We start from the raw sequence: 16,446 nt of genomic DNA, 5'->3' as shown, positions 1-16,446 counted from the left end.
CCGTCTGCTCCCGTATGTCGGTGGTGCCCGGCGGCGGTGGGGCCGGGGAGTGTTCGGTTGCAGTATGCCCCCGGTTCAACGATCCACCCACGGCCCGCCGATCCCCGTGGAGTCAGTCACCTTCCCTTGCGGCCCCGCCCGTCTCCGACGCATCCTCACCGGCCCGCCGCGCCGCCTCCGCGGCCTCCGTACCGGCCCGCTTGCGCAGCACCCAGCCCTCCACGTTGCGCTGCTGGCCCCGCGCCACCGCCATCGCACCCGGCGGCACGTCCCCGGTGATCACCGAACCCGCGGCCGTGTACGCGCCGTCGCCGACCCGCACCGGCGCCACGAACATGTTGTCCGCTCCGGTACGCGCGTGACTGCCGATGGTGGTGTGGTGCTTGCGCACCCCGTCGTAGTTGACGAAGACAGTGGCCGCGCCGATGTTGCTGTGCTCACCGATCGTCGCGTCCCCCACGTACGACAGGTGCGGCACCTTCGACCCGTCACCGATCGACGCCTTCTTGGTCTCCACGAACGTGCCGACCTTCGCCTTGCGGCCCAGCCGCGACTCCGGCCGCAGGTACGCGTACGGGCCCACGCTGGCCTCCGGCCCCACCTCGGCGCCGAGCGCGTGGGAGCGCACCACGCTCGCGCCCGCGCCCACCACCGTGTCCACGAGCGTGGTGTCCGGGCCGACGAGCGCGCCCTCACCGACCACCGTGGCACCCTGCAGCTGCGTGTTCTGGTCGATCACCGCGTCCCGCTCGACGGTCACCGTCACGTCGATCCACGTCGTGTGCGGGTCGAGGATGCTGACCCCGGTACGCATCCAGCCCTCGTTCACCCGGTCGCGCAGCAGCCGCCGCAGCGCGGACAGCTCGACCCGGTCGTTGCAGCCGAGCGTCTCCACGTGGTCGGCGGCGCAGTGCACCGCGACCGGCTCCCCGGCGTCGCGCAGCAGCGCGAAGACGTCGGTCAGGTACTCCTCGCCCTGATCGTTGTCGGTGGAGAGCTTGCCCAGCGCCTCCCGCAGCCGGGCCGCGTCGAACGCGTAGATGCCCGCGTTGATCTCCCGCAGCGCGCGCTGCTGGGGGGTGGCGTCGCGTTCCTCGACGATCTGCTCCAGCTGCCCCTGCACGTCCCGCACGATCCGGCCCAGGCCAGTCGGGTCCGGCACCTCGGCGGCGAGCACCGTCGCCGCGGCGGCGGCTTCCTCGTGCGCCTCGACGAGCGCCTGGACCGTCTCCGGCCGCAGCAGCGGCACATCCCCGTTGATCACCACGACGGTGCCGGTGGTGTCCGGCACCGCGTCCAGCGCGATACGGACCGCGTGCCCGGTGCCGAGCTGGCGCTCCTGGAGCACCGGCGTCGCCGCCGGGGCCACGTCGGTCAGGTGCGCGCGGACCTGGTCGGCGCCGTGGCCGACCACCACCACGGTGCGGTCCGCGCCGAGCGGCGCGGCCGCGGCGAGGACGTGACCGAGCAGGGTACGGCCGAGCAGCGGGTGCAGCACCTTGGGCAGGGACGACTTCATCCGCTTGCCCTCACCGGCGGCGAGCACGACAACGGTGCGGAGGTGGGGCTGGGACACGACGTGGCTCTCCCGTCGGGACGGCGACAGTCTCGCGGTCATGCTAACCACCCGCGGGAGGGCAAACAGCAGAAGCTCCCGGGAGAGGATTCGAACCCCTATAATCAGGACCAAAACCTGACGTCCTGCCATTAGACGACCCGGGACGGTCGAAAACGGGCAAAAAGCAAGCTGCCCGCCGGCTGCCTACACCTTACCGGTCACGTGGTGGATCTTCATTGCTCATTCCTTTCATGATCCCCTCGATCCTCCAGTAGAGCCGGCTCCCGCCCACCACATGGATGGTCAGGCAGCCGCGATAGTCGGCTCCGACGTTCTTCCGTGTCGTCAGTGGACGATGCCTCTTGATAGTGGTGGGTTGAAAGCGATCAGCGGGCACACCCACCCGCTCGGTCCACCACCGGACCGCCGCCGCGTCGTCAGCCGTCTCGTGGATGCTGACCCGGAATCGTCGATCCTCGGGCGGGACCTCGACGGCATCCAGGAAGCGCAGGAACAGGCCCACGAGCAACGGATCGCTGTTGACGAACTTGATCCTGCAGTCGTGCGGACGCCACGGCTTGGCCTTGCCGCCCTCACACCAGTAGATCGCCGCCCCGATCAGCAGCAGTTCGCGCAGGCCCAGCCCTCGCACCCAGTCGGCGGACGCCGCGACCGTCTCCGCCCTGGCCGCGTCACGGGCGGCGCGGTGCGCGCCCCACTGCGCATCGGATCGGGCCCGCCGCGCGGCCTGACGACGCCGCCGCACCAACGCCGGGTCGAGCGGTAGGTGGCGAGTCCAGAGATACGCCGTCGACTTGGAGACGTCGAGCCGCTCCGCGATCTCCCCGACGGGACAGCCGGCACGCCGCAGTGCCAGCGCCTGGGCGTGCAGCTCAGGCTTTCGGCCACGATAGGAGCCGTGCGCGTTCGAGCGATCACCAGGAGTCACCCTCAGAGACTAGAACTGGCGTACGACAAATCAACCGGTCGGACCGCGTACGCCTCGCCTGGCAGGATGGGGCGGGTGACCGACGTTCCCGGCAGTGACCGCGCCCGCCGGCGGCCCGCGCCGGCGGCGAAGCCGTCCCGGGTGCGGATGTCCGCGACGCAGCGGCGCGAGCAGTTGATCTCGATCGCCCGGCAGATCTTCGCCGAGCGTGGTTTCGACGCGACCTCGATCGAGGAGGTGGCGGCGCGCGCGAAGGTCTCCAAGCCGGTGGTCTACGAGCACTTCGGCGGCAAGGAGGGGCTCTACGCGGTGGTGGTGGACCGGGAGGTCCGGGCCCTGCTGGACCGGATCACCACGGCGTTGACCGCGGGCAATCCGCGGGAGCTGCTGGAGCAGGCCGCGTTGACGCTGCTGACCTACATCGAGGAGGAGACCAGCGGGTTCCGGGTGCTGGTCCGGGAGTCGCCGCTGATGTCGGCGACGGGCAACTTCAGCAGCGTGATGAACGACGTGGCGCACCAGGTGGAGCACATCCTGGCGGGCGAGTTCTCCATCCGGGGGTACGACCCGAAGCTGGCTGAGCTCTACTCCCAGGCGCTCGTGGGCATGGTGGCCTTGACCGGGCGCTGGTGGCTGGAGGTGCGCAAGCCCCGCAAGGAGACGGTGGCCGCGCACCTGGTGAACCTGGCCTGGAACGGGTTGTCGCACCTGGAGTCGAAGCCGGGTCCGATCCCCCGGGGTTGAGCTGGATCCTCGGCCCGGTGCGGTGCAGCGGTGGCGCTAAGCCCTTGCGGCAGCCGCGATCGCCGAGTCGAAGTCGGGGGCGGCACCGATCTGGGCGAGCAGCACGTTCGCCGCGTTGTAGCAGTCGAACCTTTCGATCTTTCCGTCACGGAGATGCCAGAGATCAGCCGTCGGCACGTCGATCCGGTTGCCGGTCGGCGGGATCTCGCCGGCCGGGGTGGGGAAACCGCCGAGGTGGGTTCCCTGAATTCGTAGTTCGACGGCGACGACGTCACCGAGAGCATGCACGTCGAGCAGCTCGCGGTGGACGTCGGGAAAGACGCCGGCGAAGCCCGTCAGCGCCTGAGGAATCTGGCCTCCGCGGAAGGTCAGCCCATTGGGCACGTCGTTGAACGTTCCGTTCTCGGTGAACAGGGCGCGAAAGCCGGTTCCGTCGAGGACGTCCCCTTCCGCCAGCCGGTATGCCTCGCGAACGATCTCTTCGTTGCTCTTCATTCTGCCCGTCCTTGATTGTCGTGCCGCAGCGGGAAACAGCTCTCATCGATGCGCGCCGCAGCCACGTTAACAAGTTTTTGACCAGATGGTCAATAACGTAGGCTGCCCACGTGCCCCGTCCCCGCAAGTTCGTCGAGAGCGATGTCGTCAGCAGCGCCAGCGAGGTGTTCGCCGTGCACGGCCTCGCCGCCTCGACCCTCGACGACCTGGTGCGGGCGACCGGCCTGGGCAAGCAGAGCCTCTACAACGCGTTCGGCGGGAAGCGGGAACTGTTCCTCCGGGCGCTCTCCGAGGATCGGGAGGAGGCGACGCGCGCCGTCTCGGAAGCGCTCGGGCACGACGGCGCTTCGCCGCTGGAACGGATCCGGGGTCACATGCTCCGCATGGCGATCGAGTTCAGCAGCAGTGACCGGCGGGTCTCGCTCACCACGCGCGCGCTCGTCGAGTCGACCGGCGAGGAGGACCCGCTCTCCACTGTCACGAAAGCCGGCATCGAGCAGCTCGCCGGGATCTACGCCGGATGCCTGGAACACGCCCGGGAGAACGGGGATCTCCCGGAGGACGCGAACGTGCAGTCACTGGCGGTCTACTTCGTCGCGGTCTCCCGGGGGATGGAGTTGCTCGGCCGTGCCGGTGTCGGCCGCAGCGTTCTCACCGCTGTCGCACTCGACGCGCTTCGCGCGCTCCACGGTCCGCGGGCCGACCGGGCCGACGAGGTCCCGTCGACGCGGGAATGAGCCGCGACGCCCGTGGTGGCGGCGACGACAGCCGGCTCAGCGCTCGCCGATCGGGTGGTAGCGGCGCTGCCGCTCCTCCTCGGACTGCTCCGGGGTGCCGACCTTGTCGTAGAGGCCGGTGGCGAGCAGGACCAGCCCGAACAGCAGCGACACGATGACCGTCGACATCGAGAAGTTCAGGAAGTTCGCCGAGGTCTGCAGCACTGACATCATCAGGATGCCGGTGACCAGGAAGACCGCGCCGGCGGTGAGGTTCATGTAGTGCCCGAGGTTGTCGCGGCGGGACGCGCCGACCAGCAGGACCGCGCCGAAGACGACCGAGACCAGCGAGAAGGCCAGGTTGGTGCGCAGGCCCAGCGCCCAGTCGCTGCCCCGGCCGAACAGTCCTTCGCCCCAGGTCAGGAAGACGCCGTAGACGCCGAAGACCAGGATGTATAGGCCGATGAGCCCGGACAGCACCCGGTAGAGGGGCCGCGCGGGGTGGTTCACCGGGAAGTGCGCCATGGTGCCCTCCAGTCGTGTGACTGATTCGGGGCAATTGTCGCCCGGGTTGTCCGTTCCCGTCCGGAAAACACCGAAGGCCCGGCGCGCCGCGCGCCGGGCCTTCGTGCGAGAGGGGTCAGAGCACCAGGCGGGCCTTCTGCCACGCCTCGTGCTCCTCGTCGGAGCCGACCTTGCTGTACATGCCGGCCATCAGGAGCACCAGCGCCAGGGTCAGGACCACGACGTCGGTCATGATCGAGAAGTTGAAGATGTTGACGTCGGTCTGCAGGAACGCCAGCGAGCCCAGGCCGATCACCATCAGGGTGTAGGCCAGCCACTGGTTGACCGCCACGTCGAGGTTGCGGCCGATCGCGGTGCCGACCAGGATCACCACGCCGACGAGCACGGACACCAGCGAGAACGCCATGTTGGTGCCCTGGCCGAGCACCTTGGTGTCGTCCTGGGCGAAGAAATCGCCGCCGGCGCTGGCGATGACGCCGAGGCCGCCGAAGACGACGAAGTACAGACCAACGATCCCGCCGATCGCCCGGTAGATCGGCCGCGCGGGGTGGTTGACGGGGGTGTGGGCCATCTCTGCGTCTCCAAAAGACCGTTCGGACGAGGGTTCCACCGGTGATTGTCCCGTACGCCGGTCAGTGACGCCGCACACCCCCCACCCCGGCGGCAGGTCAGCCGCCGGGCAGCTCCTCGGCCAGGGCCAGCCAGGTCTCCTCGGTGCGGTCCCGCTCGGCCCGTACCTCCTTGAGCTGTGCGTCCAGCTCGGCGACCCGGGCGTAGTCGGTGGCGTTCGCGGCGAGTTGCTCGTGCAGGGCCGCCTCCTTCTGTTCCAGCTTGGCGATCTGCCGTTCCAGCCGGTTGAGTTCCTTCTTCGCGACGCGTACCTCGGCGGCGGACATGCCCTCGCGGGCCGGCGCCGCGGTGGCCGGGGTGAGGTCGGCGGGCGCCGGGCCGCCGGCCGCGGCGGCGCGCGCCAGGTACTCGTCGACGCCGCCGGGTAGGTGCACCAGCCGGCCGTCGCCGAACATGCCGTACGCGACGTCGGTGACCCGCTCGATCAGGTAGCGGTCGTGGCTGGCCACCACGATCGTGCCGGGCCACGAGTCGAGCAGGTCCTCCAGCGCGGCGAGCGTGTCGGTGTCCAGGTCGTTAGTGGGCTCGTCCAGCAGGAGCACGTTGGGCTCCCCGGCGAGCAGGCGCAGCATCTGCAGGCGGCGGCGCTCACCGCCGGACAGGTCGCTCACCGGGGTCCAGAGCCGCCGGTCGTCGAAGCCGAAGATCTCGGCGAGCTGGGCGGCGCTGATCTCCCGGTCGCCGAACTGCACCCGGCGGGCCACCTCCTCGACGGCTTCCAGCACACGCAGGTGACCGGGAAGTTCGGCGAGTTCCTGGGAGAGGAACGCGGGCCGGACGGTCTGCCCGGCGGCGAAGCGCCCGCCGTCGGGGCCGGTCACCCCGGCGAGCATCCGCAGCAGGGTGGTCTTGCCGGCGCCGTTGCGGCCGAGGATGGCCACCCGGTCGCCGGGCCCGACCTGCCAGGTGGTGTCGTGCAGGATCTCCTTCGGGCCGGCGTGCAGCCGGACGCCTTCGAGGTCGTACACCTGCTTGCCGAGCCGGGCGGTGGCGAGCCGTTGCAGCGACATGGTGTCGCGGGGTTCCGGCACGTCGGCGATGAGCGCGTTCGCCGCGTCGATGCGGAACTTGGGCTTCGAGGTGCGGGCCGGCGCGCCGCGGCGCAGCCAGGCGATCTCCTTGCGGAGCAGGTTCTGCCGGCGGGCCTCGGTGGCGGCGGCCACGCGCTGCCGCTCGATGCGGGCCAGCGTCCACGCGGCGAAGCCGCCCTCGTACGCCCGGACGGTCTGGTCGGCGACCTCCCAGGTGGCGGTGCAGACGGCGTCGAGGAACCAGCGGTCGTGGGTGACCACGACGAGCGCGCCCTTGCGGGTGACGAGGTGGCGGGCCAGCCAGTCGACGCCGCCGACGTCGAGGTGGTTGGTGGGCTCGTCGAGGACGAGCAGGTCGGCGTCGCGGACCAGCAGGGCGGCGAGCGCGACGCGGCGGCGTTCCCCGCCGGACATCGGGCCGACCGGCGTGTCCAGGCCGAGGTGGGGCATGCCGAGGCCGTCGAGGATGGCGCGCACGCCGGCGTCGCCGGCCCACTCGTGCTCGGCGCCCATGCTCTCGTCGAGCCAGGCGGTGCCGAGCACAACGTCCCGCACGGTGAGGTCGGGGGCCAGGTCCAGGCGCTGCGGCAGCCAGGCGACGCGCAGGTCGCGCCGGTGGGTGACGCGGCCGTCGTCCGGTTCCTCGGCGCGGGTGAGCAGCCGCAGCAGCGTCGACTTGCCGGCGCCGTTGAGGCCCACCACGCCGACCCGGTCGGCGTCGTCGAGGCCGAGCGAGACGTCGGTGAGCAGCGGCCCGGCGGCGCCGTACCCCTTGGACACCCGGTCCAGGTTGACGATGTTGGCCATTCCCCACCTTTCACGACTCAGGCGTCCCGGGGCCCGGGACGCCTGAGTCAAGGGTACGGGGCGTCAGACCACGCGGGCGCCGGCGACCGGTCCGTGCGCGACGCGGGCCTCCCGGCACACCCCGGCGGCGGTCAGCTCGGCGGCGATCCGCCCCGCGTCGGCCTCGCCGGCGGCGAGGAAGACGCAGGTGGGCCCGGAGCCGGAGACGATGCCCGCGAGCGCGCCGGCCGCCTCGCCGGCCTTGAGCGTCTCGGCCAGCGAGGGACGCATGGTCAGGGCGGCGTCCTGGAGGTCGTTGCCGAGCGTGGCGGCGAGCACCCGCGGGTCGCGCTGGCGCAGTGCGGCGAGGAGCGCGTCGGTGCTGCCCCGCGGCGTGCCGGCGGCGCCGGCGTCACGCAGCCGGTCCAGTTCCCGGTAGGCGGCCGGGGTGGACAGGCCGCCGTCGGCGATCGCCACCACCCAGTGCCAGGAGGTGGGGCGGGCCAGCACGGGGCTGACCGCCTCGCCCCGGCCGGTGCCGAGCGCGGTGCCGCCGTGGATGAGGAACGGCACGTCGGAGCCGAGGTCGGCGGCGATGCCGGCGAGTTCGTCGCGGGACAGCCCGGTGCCCCAGAGCGTGTCGCAGGCGACGAGCGCGGCGGCGGCGTCGGCGCTGCCGCCGGCGAGGCCGCCCGCGAGCGGGATCTGCTTGCGCAGGTGCAGCCGGGCGTGCGGGGCGACGCCCGCGGCGCCGGCGAGCGCGTGCGCGGCGCGCAGCGCCAGGTTGGTGTCGTCGAGCGCCAGCTCTCCGGCGCCCTCGCCCTCCATGGTGAGGGTGAGCGTGTCACCGCGCCGGGCGGTCAGCTCGTCGTAGATGGAGATCGCGTGGTAGACGGTGTTCAGCTCGTGGTAGCCGTCGCGGCGCAGCGGTCCCACCCCGAGATGCAGGTTGATCTTGGCGGGCACCCGCACCTTGACCGGGCCACTGGCCCCGCGTCGCTGCCCGTCCTCGTCCTCCGGTCGCCATGCCTCGGTCACCGGGTGAGCTCCCCTGGACGCGGGCGGATGTCGAACGGCTTCTGCACGGTCAGCTCCTCGGCGGGGTCGGGCAACGGCGCCAGCCTACTGCTCGGCGGCGGAGCCGTCGGGGGCCGACGCGGCGATGGCGGCGAACTGCTCCACGGTGAGCGATTCGCCGCGGGCGCCCGGGTCGACACCGGCCGCGGCGAGCGTCGCGGCGGCCCGGTCCGCGCCGCCGGCCCAGCCGGCCAGGGCGGCGCGCAGCGTCTTGCGGCGCTGGGCGAACGCGGCGTCGACGACAGCGAAGACGGCCTTGCGGGGTACGTCCGGCCGGGGCGGTTCGCGCCGGGTGAACGCGACCAGGCCGGAGTCGACGTTCGGCACCGGCCAGAACACGTTCGGCGGGACCTTGCCGGCGGCCCGGGAGCGGGCGTACCAGGCGAGTTTGACCGACGGGATGCCGTACACCTTGGAGCCGGGACCGGCGACGAGCCGGTCGGCGACCTCCTTCTGCACCATCACCAGGCCGTGCCGCAGGGTGGGCAGCTCGGCGAGCAGGTGCAGTACGACCGGCACGGCGACGTTGTAGGGCAGGTTCGCCACCAGCGCGGTCGGCGCCGGGTCGGCCAGGTCGGCGGCGGTGACCCGCAGCGCGTCGGCCGGGTGGACGGTGAGCCTCGCGGCGGCCTCGCCGGCGAAGCGGGCGGCGGTCTCCGGCAGCGCGGCGGCCAGCGCCGGGTCGAGTTCCACGGCGTGCACGTGCGCGGCGACCGGCAGCAGGGCGAGCGTGAGCGAGCCGAGCCCGGGGCCGACCTCCAGCGCCACGTCGTCCGGGGTCAGCCCGGCGGTGGTGACGATGCGGCGCACGGTGTTCGGATCGTGCACGAAGTTCTGGCCGAGCTTCTTGGTCGGCGTGACGCCGAGGCGCGCGGCGAGTTCCCGGATCTCCGCCGGGCCGAGGAGTCCGGTCACGCCCCGTAGCGTAAGCGCCCTCGCCCGAGGGGAAGGAAGGGCCCCTTCTTAACGCCTCGCGATATGCAGGGGCCCCTTCTTAACGCCACGGGCCGAACGCGCGCTCACCGTTGGTGGAGATGGTGGCGCAGAGGGTGTCCAGATCGGCGCCGGTGGTCTCGGCGAGGAAGCGGACGGTCAGCGGGATCAGGTACGAGGCGTTGGGCCGGCCCCGGTACGGCATCGGGGTGAGGTACGGCGCGTCGGTCTCCACCAGCATCTGCTCCGGCGGGGTGACGGCGGCGGCCTCGCGCAGCGCGGCGGCGCTGCCGAACGTGACGGTGCCGGCGAAGCTGAGCAGGAAGCCGCGCCGGACGCACTCGCGGGCGAAGTCGGCGTCGCCGGAGAAGCAGTGCATGACCACGGTGTCCGGGGCGCCCTCGTCGTCGACGATGCGCAGCACGTCGGCGTGCGCGTCGCGGTCGTGGATGACGAGCGCCTTGCCGTGCCGCTTGGCGATGGCGATGTGCGCCCGGAAGCTCTCCTCCTGCGCGGCCCGCCCCTCCTCGCCGGTACGGAAGAAGTCCATGCCGGTCTCGCCGATGCCGCGTACCCGGTCCCGGCCGGCGAGCGTCTCGATCTCGCGCAGCGCCTCGTCGAGGTCAGCCAGCCGGGGCGCCTCGTTCGGGTGCAGCGCGACGGTGGCGAGCACCGGGGCGTACCGGTCGGCGACGTCGGCGCTCCACCGGGACGAGTCGACGTCCACCCCGACCTGGACGAGCCGGTCCACGCCGGCCCGGGCGGCGACGTCGATCGCGGCGGCCACCGGGTCGTCGCCGGGGGTGCCGCCCGGGGGTGTCCCGAACTCGCCGACGGTGATGTCGAGGTGGGTGTGGCTGTCCAGCACGGGCACGGGCAGCGGCTCGGGTGCGGGCGGGAACTCCCCGGCCCGGCGGGCGGCGCGCTGCTTGCGGGTCTCGGTCTGCTCGGTCATCGCGGCCAGCATCACACACCGGCCCGGGGCGGCGTTCCCGGACCGCCACCGGCCGTTCACACGCCCCACATCTGGCGGGCTTAGCGTCCTGGAGTGACAGTCACCGACCAGACCGGTGGGCCCGCCTCCGACCGGGCCGGGTTGCGCGTGACGTACGCCGGTCGGGTGCACCCGGCCGAGGAGATCGCCCGGGGCGCGGCGTACGAGCTGTTCAGCGCCGACGAGGCGCCCGGGTTCGAGTGGTGTCCCCGGCCCGGGGGCGGCTACCCGTGGCGCCGGTTCGTGCACGCGACCGAGGTGGACGCGGTGCACGGGGGCCCCGGGACGGCCGACGAGACGGACGCGCCGCTGCTGATGCCGGTGCACCGCGACCGGGGCTGGGCGTACGTACACCGGCTCAGCCAGCAGCCGGGGGCGGCGGGTGACCCGACGCTGGCCGCGGTGCGGGCCTCGGCGGTGATCCGGCCGGGCACCCGGATGGTGAAGGTGCTCTCCGCCCGGCAGCTCGCCGGCTACGTGCGGGGCTGGCTGCCGCACGGCTTCTGCTACCGGGAGCACGACGTGGCGCACCTGCGGACGCCGGCCGGGATGGCGGTGCTGCGGGGCGACTCCGAGGGCGGTGACGTGGCGTACGCGCTGCGCTGGCGGGCCGCCGACCCGGCCGACTACGACGTGCCGGTGGGCGAGGCGCACCGGGGGCTGATGGCGTTGCCGCCCCGGGACCGGCTGGGGCCGCCGGTGCTGGGCACCGGGTTCGTGCCGAGCAGCGCGCAGCTCGTGCCGGAGTTCGTCACCCGGGAGTTCGCCGACCTGCCGATGCCGGCGAACGCCACGTTGCTGGCCTATCCGGCCGAGGGGGTGGAGGTGGTGCTCTACACCTACCAGGCGGAGCAGCGGGGCTGGCTGCGCCTGGCGGGTCCGCAGTGGCGGCACCTGCTCGCCGCGGTGCCCGGGCTTTCCGCCGACCAGGAGTACGTGCCGACCGGCGAGGCGCCGCGCTCCACCCGGCTCGTCGGCGCGTACGCGGGTTCGGAGTACGAGGCGGTGGCCGACCAGCCGGGCGGGTTCCGGGTGCTGGCGATGACCCGGGCGGCCCGGTACCCGGTGGACGTGGCGGCCCGGCGGCTGCGGGTGGCGGCGTGGCGCGGGGCGCAGTGCCTGGTGCTGCGGGAGGAGGGTGGCTGGCTGCGGTTGCGGTTGCGCCGTCCGGATCCGGACGCGCTGGCCGCGACCGGGGCCCAGTGCCTGGAACGGGGTGTCTACGAGGTCTGGGCGCCGGGCGCCGAGCTGACCGACGACCGGGTGGTGGATCTGCCCTATCCGGCGCGGCACGCATAGACGGGGGCGCGTGGGGAAGGCGTGGGGCGTCCGAGAAACCCGCGCGAGGGGGAATCCCGACATGCCTTTCGTCACCGTCGGTACGGAGAACTCCGCACCCATCGACCTGTACTACGAGGATCACGGTTCCGGTCAGCCGATCGTGCTGATCCACGGTTTCCCGTTCAACGGGGCTACCTGGGAGAAGATGAGCGGTCCGCTGCTGAACGCCGGATACCGGGTGATCACGTACGACCGGCGAGGGTTCGGCAACTCCGCCCAGCCGGCCATGGGCTACGACTACGACACGTTCGCCGCCGACCTGGACGTGTTGATGACCGAACTGGACCTGCGCAACGCGATCCTGGTCGGGCACTCCATGGGCACCGGTGAGGTGACCCGCTACCTGGGCGCGTACGGGTCGGACCGGGTGGACCGGGCGGTCCTGTTGGCCCCGTTGGCGCCGTACCTGCTGAAGACGCCCGACGACCCGGAGGGCGTCGACAAGAGCATGTTCGAGGGGTTCCAGAAGGCGATCATCCAGGACCGGTTCGCCTACCTGACCCAGTTCTGCGACGCGTTCTTCAACGCCAGCGAGAACCGGGGGAAGCTGGTCAGCGACGAGGCGTACCACGCGCACTGGCAGATCGGCGCGCAGGCGTCGGCCAAGGGCACCCACGACTCGGTGGACGCCTGGCAGACCGACTTCCGCGGTGACCTGCCGAACATCGACGTGCCGGTGCTGATCATCCAGGGCGACAAGGACAACGTGCTGCCGTACCCGGTGACGGGCCAGCGGCTGGTGAACATGCTGTCCGACGCCAAGCTGGTCACGCTGAAGGGTGCGCCGCACGGCACGCCGTGGACCCATCCTACCGAGGTCAACAAGGCCATCATGGAGTTCATCGGCAAGCCGAGCATGGCGACCGCCTGACCTGGCGGACGACCGCGGCCCCGGGGAGATCCCCGGGGCCGCGGTTCGCGCGTGTGCTCAGCCGGCCAGGCGGGCCAGCTCCTCCTCGACGATGGACGGGTCGAGCTTGCGGAACACCGGCTTCGGCGCCGCTAGCGGCCGGCCCACTTCCAGGGGTACGGACTCCCAGCGCGTCCCGACCGTGTAGTCACCGGTCAGCACCGGGTACGACGGCCCGCCGTCGAGGTCGTCGACCTCCTCGATCACCGGCATCGGCGCGTGCGTGCCGGTGCCGCCGAGCAGCTCGTGGATCTTCTGGGCGGAGTGCGGCAGGAACGGGGTGAGCAGCGTGTTGGCGTCGCTGACCACCTGGAGGGCGACGTGCAGGATGGTGCCCATCCGGGGCTTGTCGTCCTCGCTCTTGAGCTTCCAGGGCGCCTGCTCGGAGAGGTACTTGTTGGCCTCGGCGACGACCTTCATGGCCTCGCCGATGGCCTGCTTCTGCCGGTGCCGGGCGATCAGGTCGCCAACGGTGGCGAAGCCCGCCTTGGCGGTGTCCAGCAGCGCCTGGTCGGCCTCGGTGAGCCCGGCCGGGTCGACCGGCGGGATCGCGCCGAAGTTCTTCGCCGCCATCGAGACCGACCGGTTGACCAGGTTGCCCCAGCCGGCGACCAACTCGTCGTTGTTGCGGCGCAGGAACTCGGCCCAGGTGAAGTCGGTGTCGTTGCTCTCCGGCCCGGCCACCGCGATGAAGTAGCGCAGCGCGTCGGCGTCGTAGCGCTCCAGGAAGTCCCGGACGTAGATGACCACCTTGCGGGAGGAGGAGAACTTCCGTCCCTCCATGGTCAGGTATTCGCTGGAGACGACCTCGGTGGGCAGGTTGAGCCGGCCCAGCTCGCCCGGCTCGCCGTCGCGGGCGCCCTCGCCGGAGTAGCCGCCGAGCAGCGCCGGCCAGATCACCGAGTGGAAGACGATGTTGTCCTTGCCCATGAAGTAGTACGAGCGGGCGTCCTTGCCCTCACCGTCGGCCGACCACCACTTGCGCCAGGCCTCCGGGTCGCCGGTGCGCCGGGCCCACTCGATGGACGCGGACAGGTAGCCGATGACCGCGTCGAACCAGACGTAGATCCGCTTGTCCGGCCGGTCGCGCCAGTCGTCGAGCGGGATCGGCACGCCCCACTCCAGGTCCCGGGTGATGGCCCGGGGCTGGAGGTCGTCGAGCAGGTTGCGGGAGAACCGCAGCACGTTGGGGCGCCAGCCCTCGCGGTTGTCCAGCCACTGCCGCAGCGCGTCGGCCAGGGCGGGCAGGTCGAGGAAGAAGTGCTCCGTCTCGACGAACTCCGGCGTCTCCCCGTTGATCTTCGACTTGGGGTCGATCAGGTCGATCGGGTCGAGCTGGTTGCCGCAGTTGTCGCACTGGTCGCCGCGCGCGCTGTCGTAGCCGCAGATCGGGCAGGTGCCCTCGATGTAGCGGTCGGGCAGCGTCCGGCCGGTGGACGGGGAGATCGCCCCGGTGGTGACCTTCGGGACGATGTACCCGTTGCGGTACAGGCCGGTGAACAGCTCCTGCACCACCGCGTAGTGGTTGCGCGTGGTGGTGCGGGTGAACAGGTCGTAGGACAGGCCCAACGCCCGCAGGTCCTCGGCGATCACCCGGTTGTACCGGTCGGCCAGCTCACGCGGGGTGACGCCCTCGGCGTCGGCCTGCACCTGGATCGGGGTGCCGTGTTCGTCGGTGCCGGAGACCATGAGCACGTCGTGACCGGCCATCCGCATGTACCGGGCGAAGACGTCGGAGGGAACGCCGAATCCGGATACGTGGCCGATGTGGCGCGGGCCGTTGGCGTAGGGCCAGGCGACCGCGGCGAGAACGTGACTCATGAGCAGCAAGCCTAGTGATTGCGGTGGGCCGGCCGCGAACCAATGGGCGGCAGGCGCTGGCCGTACGTCCGATTTGTCGCCGACACGCGGCATGAGCTTCCTCGCAAGCCCGGCGTACCGGTGTGAAATGAACATCGTGACCAACAGACCAGCGGCGCCGGAGCCGTCGGCGGCCACCGCCCGGCGGGCGCGGCCCGCCCCGGCGGGCGCGCCCGTCGCGCCGCAGCCCCGGCTCGACCCGGCGGACCCGCCGGTCGAGGTGGAGCCCACCACCGGCGCGCCGGTGGACGCGGTGCCGAGCCGGGTCCCGGTGCGGCAGCCGCGCTGGCAGCGCAAGGCCGCGCAGGCGGGTGGCTGGGCGCCGATCGAGGAGGTGCACTGGGACGGCACGCCGCTGCGCGACGAGCCGCACGCGCTCCCCGTCCGGCCGCCGGTCCGCCGCGAGCCGGCCCGCCCGGTCCCCCCGCCGACCCCGCCCGTCGGCCTCGCCGTGCTGCTGACGTTGAGCCTGCTCGCCGCGTTCTTCGCCTGGGTGAGCGCCGGGCCGTTCTGGCTGGCGGCCGGGCACTCGACAGGCGGCACCGTGATGATCACCGAGTGCGTGGGCGGCGGGCTCACCCAGCGCTGCCGGGGGATCTTCCTGGCCGACGGCGACCGGTTCCAGGCCCAGGGTGTACGGGTCAGCGGCGTACCGGCCGGGCGAACCGCCACCGGCACCCTGCTGCCGGCACGGATGACCGGGCCGGACGGGTCCACCGCCTACGCGGACACCGGCCCCGGACGGCACCTGCGCTGGCTGCTCGGGCTGGCGCTGGTGGCCGGGTGCGCCGCCGGAATCGCCAGGTGGACCGGGGCGACCCGGCTGGCGGACGAGCGGCAGCGCCGCTGGGCGGTCGGCCTGGCGCTGGCCGGTCCGGCGCTGATCACCGTCGGGTTCCTGGCCGCCGCTTGGTGAGGTGCTGTGTTAAAAGGGGGCCCTTCCGCTACCTGAGGCGTTAACAGGGGGCCCTTCCTTTCACTGGTGCACGACCGCGTAGACCTCGCGCCGTCGCAGCCCGTACGCGGTGGCGACCTCGGTGATCGCGTCCCGCCGGGACAGCCCGGCCGCCTCGCGCTCGGCCACCGCGGCGCGCAGCGTGTCGTCGTCGGGCCGGACCGCTGGTGTGGCCGGCGCGCCCGCCACGACGAGCGTGATCTCCCCCCGGGGGTCGCCGTCGGCGGCCCACTCGGCCAGGTCGCCCAGCGGGCGGCGGACCACCTCCTCGTAGGTCTTGGTCAGCTCGCGGCAGAGCGCGGCGGGCCGGTCCCGGCCGAACGCCTCGGCCAGGTCGGCGAGCGCGCCGGCGATGCGGTGCGGCGCCTCGAAGAACACGAGCGTGCGGTCCTCGGCGGCGAGGGACCGCAGGCGGGAGCGGCGGGCGCCGGGGGTACGGGGCAGGAAACCCTCGAAGCAGAACCTGTCGCAGGGCAGCCCGGACAGCGCCAGCGCGGTGGTGACGGCGCTCGGTCCGGGCGCCGCGGTGACCGGCACGCCCGCGTCCAGGGCGGCCCGGACCAGCCGGTATCCGGGGTCGGAGACGCTCGGCATGCCGCCGTCGGTGACCAGCGCGACCGTGTAGCCGGCGGTGAGCACCTCGGCCAGCTCCGGGGTGCGCCGCTCCTCGTTGCCCTCGAAGTAGGAGACGATCCGGCCGGGCACTGTCACGTCGAGGTCGCGGGCGAGCCGGGTGAGCCGCCGGGTGTCCTCGGCGGCGACCACGTCGGCGGCGGCCAGCACCTCGCGGAACCGGGCGGACGCGTCGGCCGGGTTGCCCAGCGGCGCGCCGAGCAACACCAGCCGTCCGACCTCGGACATTTCCCCCACGGCGTGCGCTCCTTCATCGAAGGTCGTACCAATTTCGGAGACGATGGACGCCACCGGGCACCCTCGCAGCCT

Annotated in this window: 15 protein-coding genes, 1 tRNA gene and 1 pseudogene; 5 read left to right on the top strand and 12 right to left on the bottom strand. The window is 72.4% G+C overall.

Features of this window, described 5'->3' with window-relative positions:
- Positions 1 to 52: 52 nt before the first annotated feature.
- The 3 genes and pseudogenes from glmU to MicB006_RS03880 all read right to left on the bottom strand — a co-directional run.
- Positions 53 to 1,618, bottom strand: a pseudogene (gene glmU / locus MicB006_RS03890) (bifunctional UDP-N-acetylglucosamine diphosphorylase/glucosamine-1-phosphate N-acetyltransferase GlmU); the annotation flags it as partial.
- Between the two features lie 33 nt (positions 1,619 to 1,651).
- A tRNA-Gln gene (locus MicB006_RS03885) sits at positions 1,652 to 1,722 on the bottom strand.
- Between the two features lie 47 nt (positions 1,723 to 1,769).
- Entirely contained in the window at positions 1,770 to 2,507 is a 738-nt protein-coding gene (locus MicB006_RS03880; protein ID WP_116503862.1) for a helix-turn-helix domain-containing protein, read from the bottom strand.
- A 75-nt stretch (positions 2,508 to 2,582) separates the two neighbouring features.
- On the opposite strand from MicB006_RS03880, the gene MicB006_RS03875 reads away from it, so the two are divergent.
- Complete coding sequence (locus tag MicB006_RS03875; RefSeq protein ID WP_043326808.1) at positions 2,583 to 3,251, top strand: TetR/AcrR family transcriptional regulator; 669 nt, start codon at positions 2,583 to 2,585, stop codon at positions 3,249 to 3,251.
- A gap of 36 nt (positions 3,252 to 3,287) precedes the next feature.
- Here MicB006_RS03875 and MicB006_RS03870 read toward each other — a convergent pair whose 3' ends face one another.
- Complete coding sequence (locus MicB006_RS03870; protein WP_116503861.1) at positions 3,288 to 3,746, bottom strand: ester cyclase; 459 nt, start codon at positions 3,744 to 3,746, stop codon at positions 3,288 to 3,290.
- Positions 3,747 to 3,856: 110 nt separating this feature from the next.
- On the opposite strand from MicB006_RS03870, the gene MicB006_RS03865 reads away from it, so the two are divergent.
- Entirely contained in the window at positions 3,857 to 4,483 is a 627-nt protein-coding gene (locus tag MicB006_RS03865; protein ID WP_116503859.1) for a TetR/AcrR family transcriptional regulator, read from the top strand.
- A 36-nt stretch (positions 4,484 to 4,519) separates the two neighbouring features.
- Here MicB006_RS03865 and MicB006_RS03860 read toward each other — a convergent pair whose 3' ends face one another.
- The 6 genes from MicB006_RS03860 to MicB006_RS03835 form a co-directional block, all read right to left on the bottom strand.
- Entirely contained in the window at positions 4,520 to 4,987 is a 468-nt protein-coding gene (locus tag MicB006_RS03860; RefSeq protein WP_116503857.1) for a DUF4383 domain-containing protein, read from the bottom strand.
- 115 nt (positions 4,988 to 5,102) lie between these two features.
- Entirely contained in the window at positions 5,103 to 5,558 is a 456-nt protein-coding gene (locus MicB006_RS03855) for a DUF4383 domain-containing protein (protein ID WP_116503855.1), read from the bottom strand.
- A 97-nt stretch (positions 5,559 to 5,655) separates the two neighbouring features.
- Positions 5,656 to 7,455, bottom strand: a complete 1,800-nt coding sequence (locus MicB006_RS03850) for an ABC-F family ATP-binding cassette domain-containing protein (RefSeq protein WP_073825382.1) — start codon at positions 7,453 to 7,455, stop codon at positions 5,656 to 5,658.
- Between the two features lie 63 nt (positions 7,456 to 7,518).
- Positions 7,519 to 8,472: a 4-(cytidine 5'-diphospho)-2-C-methyl-D-erythritol kinase gene (locus MicB006_RS03845; RefSeq protein WP_116503853.1), complete on the bottom strand. Its 954-nt coding sequence runs from the start codon at positions 8,470 to 8,472 to the stop codon at positions 7,519 to 7,521.
- Between the two features lie 84 nt (positions 8,473 to 8,556).
- Complete coding sequence (rsmA, locus tag MicB006_RS03840) at positions 8,557 to 9,426, bottom strand: 16S rRNA (adenine(1518)-N(6)/adenine(1519)-N(6))-dimethyltransferase RsmA (RefSeq protein WP_073825385.1); 870 nt, start codon at positions 9,424 to 9,426, stop codon at positions 8,557 to 8,559.
- Positions 9,427 to 9,505: 79 nt separating this feature from the next.
- Positions 9,506 to 10,411 carry a TatD family hydrolase gene (locus tag MicB006_RS03835; RefSeq protein WP_116511157.1) on the bottom strand — a complete coding sequence of 302 codons (906 nt, stop codon included), beginning with the start codon at positions 10,409 to 10,411 and terminating at the stop codon, positions 9,506 to 9,508.
- A gap of 81 nt (positions 10,412 to 10,492) precedes the next feature.
- Here MicB006_RS03835 and MicB006_RS03830 point away from each other — a divergent pair, with 81 nt between their 5' ends.
- Together MicB006_RS03830 and MicB006_RS03825 are read left to right on the top strand one after the other, a co-directional pair.
- Positions 10,493 to 11,737 (top strand): hypothetical protein, encoded by a 1,245-nt coding sequence (locus MicB006_RS03830; protein WP_116503852.1) that lies wholly within the window; start codon positions 10,493 to 10,495, stop codon positions 11,735 to 11,737.
- Between the two features lie 61 nt (positions 11,738 to 11,798).
- Entirely contained in the window at positions 11,799 to 12,650 is an 852-nt protein-coding gene (locus tag MicB006_RS03825) for an alpha/beta fold hydrolase (protein ID WP_073825393.1), read from the top strand.
- 57 nt (positions 12,651 to 12,707) lie between these two features.
- On the opposite strand, the gene metG is transcribed toward MicB006_RS03825, so the two are convergent.
- Complete coding sequence (metG, locus tag MicB006_RS03820; RefSeq protein ID WP_116511155.1) at positions 12,708 to 14,510, bottom strand: methionine--tRNA ligase; 1,803 nt, start codon at positions 14,508 to 14,510, stop codon at positions 12,708 to 12,710.
- 127 nt (positions 14,511 to 14,637) lie between these two features.
- On the opposite strand from metG, the gene MicB006_RS03815 reads away from it, so the two are divergent.
- Entirely contained in the window at positions 14,638 to 15,465 is an 828-nt protein-coding gene (locus MicB006_RS03815) for a hypothetical protein (protein ID WP_225980634.1), read from the top strand.
- Positions 15,466 to 15,525: 60 nt separating this feature from the next.
- Here the strand turns inward: MicB006_RS03815 and rsmI are convergent, their stop codons facing one another.
- Positions 15,526 to 16,365: a 16S rRNA (cytidine(1402)-2'-O)-methyltransferase gene (gene rsmI, locus MicB006_RS03810; RefSeq protein WP_370013464.1), complete on the bottom strand. Its 840-nt coding sequence runs from the start codon at positions 16,363 to 16,365 to the stop codon at positions 15,526 to 15,528.
- Positions 16,366 to 16,446: the final 81 nt, after the last annotated feature.

This window comes from Micromonospora sp. B006, from assembly GCF_003408515.1.
GTDB classification, from domain to species: domain Bacteria; phylum Actinomycetota; class Actinomycetes; order Mycobacteriales; family Micromonosporaceae; genus Micromonospora; species Micromonospora echinospora_A.
The sequence above is the reverse complement of the archived record's forward strand: the minus strand, read 5'-3'. Positions and strand labels throughout refer to the sequence as shown.